The organism is Piscirickettsia salmonis LF-89 = ATCC VR-1361, from assembly GCF_000297215.2.
Lineage (GTDB): Bacteria > Pseudomonadota > Gammaproteobacteria > Piscirickettsiales > Piscirickettsiaceae > Piscirickettsia > Piscirickettsia salmonis.
The window spans coordinates 4,996-11,600 of sequence record NZ_AMFF02000075.1; the positions used below are offsets into that span (position 1 = coordinate 4,996).

General features: G+C 37.4%; 10 protein-coding genes. 5 read left to right on the forward strand and 5 right to left on the reverse strand.

Annotated elements, in window-relative coordinates; genetic code table 11:
• The first annotated feature begins 190 nt into the window (after positions 1-190).
• From C200_RS07875 to C200_RS14535, 3 genes are read left to right on the forward strand one after another with little or no spacing between them, the layout of a single operon-like run.
• Entirely contained in the window at positions 191-877 is a 687-nt protein-coding gene (locus C200_RS07875) for a Fic family protein (protein ID WP_016211443.1), read from the forward strand.
• 3 nt (positions 878-880) lie between these two features.
• The gene (locus tag C200_RS07880) at positions 881-1,435 is read left to right on the forward strand and encodes a recombinase family protein (RefSeq protein WP_016211439.1); all 555 of its coding nucleotides are present in this window, start codon (positions 881-883) and stop codon (positions 1,433-1,435) included.
• Positions 1,436-1,479: 44 nt separating this feature from the next.
• Complete coding sequence (locus C200_RS14535) at positions 1,480-2,418, forward strand: Fic/DOC family protein (protein WP_016211436.1); 939 nt, start codon at positions 1,480-1,482, stop codon at positions 2,416-2,418.
• Here the strand turns inward: C200_RS14535 and C200_RS07890 are convergent.
• From C200_RS07890 to C200_RS07910, 5 genes are all read right to left on the reverse strand, one after another.
• Complete coding sequence (locus tag C200_RS07890) at positions 2,391-2,582, reverse strand: hypothetical protein (RefSeq protein ID WP_016211434.1); 192 nt, start codon at positions 2,580-2,582, stop codon at positions 2,391-2,393. The two genes, C200_RS14535 and C200_RS07890, sit on opposite strands and share 28 nt — an antisense overlap.
• 177 nt (positions 2,583-2,759) lie before the next feature.
• Positions 2,760-3,110: a hypothetical protein gene (locus C200_RS07895; protein WP_016211445.1), complete on the reverse strand. Its 351-nt coding sequence runs from the start codon at positions 3,108-3,110 to the stop codon at positions 2,760-2,762.
• Positions 3,111-3,126: 16 nt separating this feature from the next.
• Entirely contained in the window at positions 3,127-3,753 is a 627-nt protein-coding gene (locus tag C200_RS07900) for a zinc-ribbon domain-containing protein (RefSeq protein WP_016211437.1), read from the reverse strand.
• A 6-nt stretch (positions 3,754-3,759) separates the two neighbouring features.
• The gene (locus C200_RS07905; RefSeq protein WP_032126541.1) at positions 3,760-4,152 is read right to left on the reverse strand and encodes a hypothetical protein; all 393 of its coding nucleotides are present in this window, start codon (positions 4,150-4,152) and stop codon (positions 3,760-3,762) included.
• Between the two features lie 10 nt (positions 4,153-4,162).
• Positions 4,163-5,077 carry a hypothetical protein gene (locus C200_RS07910; RefSeq protein ID WP_016211440.1) on the reverse strand — a complete coding sequence of 305 codons (915 nt, stop codon included), beginning with the start codon at positions 5,075-5,077 and terminating at the stop codon, positions 4,163-4,165.
• 269 nt (positions 5,078-5,346) lie between these two features.
• On the opposite strand from C200_RS07910, the gene C200_RS07915 reads away from it, so the two are divergent.
• Complete coding sequence (locus tag C200_RS07915) at positions 5,347-5,853, forward strand: antirestriction protein ArdA (RefSeq protein WP_016211444.1); 507 nt, start codon at positions 5,347-5,349, stop codon at positions 5,851-5,853.
• Between the two features lie 148 nt (positions 5,854-6,001).
• Positions 6,002-6,385 (forward strand): hypothetical protein, encoded by a 384-nt coding sequence (locus C200_RS07920; protein WP_051307358.1) that lies wholly within the window; start codon positions 6,002-6,004, stop codon positions 6,383-6,385.
• The last annotated feature ends 220 nt before the right edge of the window (positions 6,386-6,605 follow it).

Sequence of the window (6,605 nt, forward strand, 5' to 3'; positions counted from 1 at the left end):
CTACAGACCTAACGGTCTTTCGCAACTCCCCCCGGCTAAAAACCCGAACCTACCTCGGCCTACTCACCCCGTGCTTAGCACTCCATGGCTCGCAGCGTACGATTTAAGACGTTTATTTTTTCTAGGTATTTCAATGTCTTAATATGTGTCTTATAATAGGAGTGTTACAACCTTTTAGAGATTAAAAGACATGATTTCATTATCACAACTTACAACGATAGAAAGAAATGATCTGTTCTCACGCTTACGAACAAGCTTTACTCACCACTCTAATGCAATTGAGGGTATCAGCCTAACTTTTGGTGAAACTAAACGACTTCTTGAATCTGGAATGACTGCCGGAGATAAACCCCTTCACGAACAACTTGTCGTTATGGGGTTTGCGGATGCATTTGATTTTATTATTAGGGAAGCAAATAATACATCAAGTAAGCTGGATGATAGTTTTATCAAAGACGTTCATGCAATTCTGTTTTCAAAAGCCATGAAAATATGCCCTGAAAGATTAGAAAAACCAATAGGGGCATGGAGAACAGATGAGCGTTACATTAAAGGTATAGACATTAAGTTGTCTCAACCTCAAATGATTGACCAAGATATTAATAACTTACTATATCAAACCAAGGATAAAACCTTGTCTTTAGCTGATATTGCAGACTTTCATATTAGGTTTGAGCGTATACACCCATTTGCTGATGGTAATGGTCGAGTTGGGCGGCTTCTGATTGCTTATCAAGCAATAAAAAGTGATTATATTCCACCTCTTATTTTAAATGATCATCGTGCAGAATATCTAAAGTCGCTATCAAATACAGGTGTGCTTGAAGAGTTCTTAAACAAAGCAATAGCTAACAGCTATGAATTAGTGCAGGAGTGACTTGTGGCATTAGTTGGTTATGCAAGAGTATCGTCTTATGGTCAAAACTTAGAGTCTCAGATAAAAAAATTACAAGACTATGGGTGCAAGAAAATATATCAGGAAAAAGTCAGTGGAGTAGATCAAAACCGCCAGGAATTAAAAAATTGCTTAGATTACCTGCGTGATGAGGATACATTAGTTGTTACTAAGCTTGATCGTCTTGCACGTTCAAATACACACTTAAATCAAATTGTAGAGAGCCTAATTGTTTCTGAAATTAATCTTGTTGTATTAGATCAAAAAATTGATACACGCAGTGCTCTAGGTAAAATGATGTATCAGCTATTAGGGGTTTTTGCCGAGTTTGAGAATAACATACGCAAAGAGCGTCAAACTGATGGAATTAGAATTGCCAAGGCGAAAGGTGTAAAGTTTGGACGAAAACGCCAGTACAGCAATGATGAAATTGAATCTATGATTAAGGATAGAGAGTCAGGAATGACAATTAAACTGATTATAGAAAAATATAAAATTAGTAAGGCATCATTTTATAGGCTTTGCTCAAATAAAGTATAAAATAGTGTTTAAATTTGCTTTTAAAGTTTGGCGCAATATAGAGTATGGCTACTAGTTATTTAAAAAGAACTGGAAAAAAAGGCGACTATAAACATTGGTTTTGGAATGATACTCTTGGATTAGTGACTTCGCCGCAGGGCAATAAAAAAGAAAAACCCCCTAAATACCACTATAGTAAGCACCCAACAGTTGAAAAAAGGCCATTACAAGTTGGCGATATTGCTTTTTCTCTCCCTAAAAAAGAATTCGTTCGGTTAATTAGTAAAAGCAAAGGTGAGCGCTGGGAAGTTATAGGCCGTAAAACTAACTCTATATTTTATGATAAGAAAAAAAATCTTCAGTTAGTTTGTGGAAATATTATTGGTTGTAATAAGAAAGAAAAAGATGAGACTTTATTGAATAATAAGTTTGGAGCGAAAACAAAAGACGAGGTTGAATTTGCTGAGGATATGGGATCAGGAACGGTAGTCGAAGTTTTAATTAAGAATTTTCCTAATTTTGAAATTGATGAAAGAACCTTGTTTTTTTGCCATCATGCTTGGTTTGGTGAGCTATATGAGTGGGCTGGTCAATATAGAACTGAAGATGTTGTCGTTGGTAAGAAAGATAATCCTACTATGCCAATCAATGAAAACCTAAGCGCAGCTATACAAGAGTCTATGAAAGATGTCAGTGTTTTTTTTAAGAACTTTGAGAAAATAACAAAAGAACATCTTGCTAATTTATTAGCATCGTTGCATATAGACTTAGCTTGGATACATCCGTTTCCTGATGGTAATGGCCGGGCTATTCGATTGTTCTTAGAAGTAATTGCGAGAGAACAAGGTTTTCGTTTAAATCTTAATTATGACTCAAAGCACAAAAGAAGGAGTTATAATAGAGCAGTAGAGTTAGATGTAAGAAATAAGTACCAGAACAACCAAGTATCTACTTATTTATATAAATACTTTATGAGTCATGAGTTAATTTCAAAGGTTTTGTAATCTGGTAGCTCAAAAGAAGATGCTGCTTTTTGAGCACGCTTATGCCTGCTATCATCTAGCCTAATACCTTCAAGTTCAGATGAAGCTCTTACAGATGAACGAAGTTCACGTCTTAAACGTTTTTCGCTTATTTTATCACCATGAATGCTTACTTTCACTTTCATTCCAAACTTCGCCTTTTTAAGCCTTACTATATAAATATTAGTACACTTCTGAGTCTGTGAGTTTACCACTAAATCATTTTTTTTTAAAGAAGTTACCCAAGCATAAGCTGATATGGCCTAGCTATCTTATTGTTTTTGAAAAGGTTGTTGTAAATTAATAGCATGTAATTTAACAGTTTATGATGTAAATATAGCCATAACATATGTAAAGAAAGCGCCTGCACTAAAAAGTGTCATTGCTTTCGAGCTAACAATCAACAACCTAGCATCTTCAATTCGAGGTTTAGTTGATTTCGGTAGTCTAATTAGCTTATTTGCATAGCGATTCACTTGTAGATATAAGAAAATCACAAAAGTTGCTCCTAGCAGGAGGCTGGGGAATAACCCTGAAGTTGTAAGGACATAACACCATGAAAATAATAGAAAAAGGCCAAGCCCATAAGCAAAAGCCTTTGTGTGCTTTGCAAGTGGGTCTTTTGCGGTCATATCTGTTAAGAGTGTAAGTAATTTTTCTTTCGCATTAAGCATGCATGAACCTTGTTTATTACTGGGTAGTGATTTTTTGTTTGTGGATTTTGGTTATTCTATAGCACTCAGGGCATTTTGTTAGCCCTGATGTTCTCGCATCAATTCGGGTGCGCCAGCCATGCCCGTCAGCACATTTCCACCATGCATACTTTCTAGAGCCTTTTGTGACCTCGTAGGGCGTTAATTCATTGCGTTCATGGTCCCATTCTTGAGCGATCTCTGGATGCAATAGAGCTAATGAATTAAAGCTTGCTTTGGCTTTTTTATTTGCACAATACGGACAACCCATGCCTAGAGTGCGCCGATAGACAGGGGCCTGCCAGCTATGACCATAAGAGCATCGCCAGGTAGCTACTTGGCCGCTATTTGTTGCGACCTGATGAGGTGATTGATTATTTATGGCTGTATCCCACTCATTAGCTATTTCAGGGTGAGAATCTGCTAAGGCGGTGTGCCGACAATATGGGCAATTTTTGACTTTATAAACACGATGGCAAACTGTGCTCTGCCATTCATGACCATTTTCACAAAGCCACCAAATTGCTTGATTAGAAGAAACAGTAAAATCATTCGCAGACAAATCGCCATTTTTAGCTGGATGCCATTGATTGATGAGTTGCTGTGGTAGTGGCTTTTTGTTCATATTGACTTATGAGTGTATTTTTCCAAGGGCGCTAATCGCTAAACCAATAGTTGAAGCAATTAAAAGGCCCACTAGCATTTCTTTGGTAATATAAGGGATAACGTCACCGCCTTTAAGAGCTTGTAAGCAAAATAAGCTGAGAACAATACCAGCAAGGGCAGGCGCTAAGCTTTTTATTGATGCAATACCAAACTGAAACAAGGCAACTGCAAAAAGCAAAAACTCGATAAAGTGCTCTAAAGCTGTGCCGCCAATAATGCCAGAGACTTTTAGATAAATAGCAATACCAAAGGTTAAAACCACCCAAAATAAGTGCGGTAGTGCTGGTGTAGGGTCCAAGCTGTCTTTAATATAACTCACTAGATAGTCTTTTTTTGTCGGTTTTGTATTATCTGACATGATTAATCCCTTAAGCTGTGGCTGTCTCTTCATAGAGGCTTTCTATCGCTTTAGTACCAAGCGCAAGCTGTTCTTTGGTCGGCTGAAATCGGGTTTTAAAAAGAAATACACACTCCTTTTTATTCACTTTCTCTTGTTGTCGTTGCAATGCAAAATAATAGGCAACACTTTCTGTTTCAGCGATGGATAGGGGGTTAATGTCATTTTCATGCAATAAGTCGATAGCAATTGAGAACATCCATTTTTTTACTGTAGGCAAAAATTCATCTTTTTTAGGTTTTGCTATTTTTCTTAGTAATTCACTGCTCATGCGGCTACGGCGGCTATAACGCTCTGCTATAGCGTTAAATTGCCTGAGTGCTTCTTGTGTGCCGCAGGGGAGATCATAGACGCGCTCAAAGAGCTTACGGCTCCCCTCATCGAGTTTTTTTATCAACCCTGTAGGTCTGGAATCAACTCCCACTTTTGATAAAAGCCCTAGTTTTTTACCTGTTTTCTTTTCAATTGCGTGTTCGGTTTTTTTGGCTGCATCAAGCAAGGCTTCAAGCATGACTTGCTTGGGTATAAATTCAACTTTATGTTTACGTGCAATACTGGCGAGTTCATTAATTGCATCAAGAAATTTTTCATCGGTATGATAAACGTCAGATTTTAGGTTTTTAACGGGTGACTCTAATTCTGTTGCTGAAAATAATACACTGCTATACCAGTTTTGTAGTGCTGTAATTTCATCGGCGGTGAGGTTTTGTATGTGTGACTTGTCAAGCTTTGCAGGGTACTCACTCACTGAGGCAGGTAATTTTATCTTAGTGGCTTGTTCGTAGTTTTGTTTTCTGTTGCCATTACTATCTATTTTCCCCACGTCACGCATCACGTTAATGTAGCAGGTGCCATTTTTGTTTTGTCGTAAACCATACCTAAGCATATAAAAAAGCCTCTTTTTTACCTATGACATAATTATCTCATACTGTGTTGCAATTTGCAATAATAATTGCAAATAATAGTTGCGTAATTATTGATGTTTACGTTATAAGTCATTGTGTTTTTTAATTGATATTTTGCATAATAATTTATTAATCAGGCGATAATGTAGTAAATAAGTGTTAATTATAGTTGCACTTTTTCATGGTTTTGGTATTATAGAGGTGTAGGAGGGATGGCCCTCTTACAGAGTCCAACTAGGAGAAAAAATCAATGAATAATTTCAAGCCTGCCGTTTATATTGCCTCACTTTCTGATTATAACAATGGAATTTTACATGGGGAATGGGCCAAAGTCGATGGCGATGAAGATGCGCTTTATGAAGCGATTAACCAGGTTTTGCGTTCTTCAGAGTGTGAAGATGCAGAAGAGTGGGCATTTCATGACCTTGAAGATTTGCCAGGTTATATCGGTGAGTATTCAGGCGTAAAGTCCGTCTGCGAGGCGGCAGGTTTTATTGAAGAGCATGGTGATTTAGGTTTTTATTTGCTAAATGAGTTAGAAAGCATAGAAGAGGCTGAAAGAATGCGGAGTAATTATCTCGGTGCTTATGATTCTTTAGCGGATTACATGGAGCAGTTAACAGAAGAATGCACTGATATTCCAACTCATTTGCGTAACTATATCGACTATGAGGCGATGGCGCATGATGCAGAGTGTAGCGGTGAATATTTCACTATTCATGATGGCTATAACTTCCATATTTATTTATCTTGCTAAGATGGGCGCGTTTCGCGCCTTTATACAACTATAATTTGTTAATGATAGTTGTATTTTGTTGTGGTTATGGTATTATGCTTTTGTGGCAAGGGGAAAAGGTGAGTCGGAGCCACATTCGCTAAATTGATTAAAATATAAGGAAACCACCATGTTTAAATATCAAATAGCCTCTTTTAGTTACACTAGTTCGCCAAACAGTGTGTTCGATTTTTCTGGCTTTTATCTAAGCTATAATTGTTATACTGGAGGGGTATATGGTTGTGATTCAACAGCAATTGTTTTAGGTGAGATGGCGCTTTTTTTGATTTTAAACGGTGATCATCAGCAACCTTTGTCACATATTGCCAAAAATGACGGACTTCAAGGCTGCATTGATTATTTTATTGATCATATTAATGAAGTAAATCGCCATAGTGAGCACATCAAAGCATACAGCGGCTTAGAATTATTAGGACAATCAAATATTGATCGCATTGCTCAATGCCGTAAGCGAGTGTGGTTAAATTTTGCCTTTAAATACAACTATAATTAGCAAATAATAGTTGTATTTATTTTGAGGTGTGGTATTATGGAAGCATAGAAAAAGAAGACAAGCGAGATAGGATGATGAGCACAATATTTAGATTTAAACACAGCAACTCTAACGCTGCGAGCCATGGAGTGCTAAGCACGGGGTGAGTAGGCCGAGGTAGGTTCGGGGTTTTAGAGCAGAGCGGAGTTGCGAAAGACCGTTAGGTCTGTAGCAAGCGTAA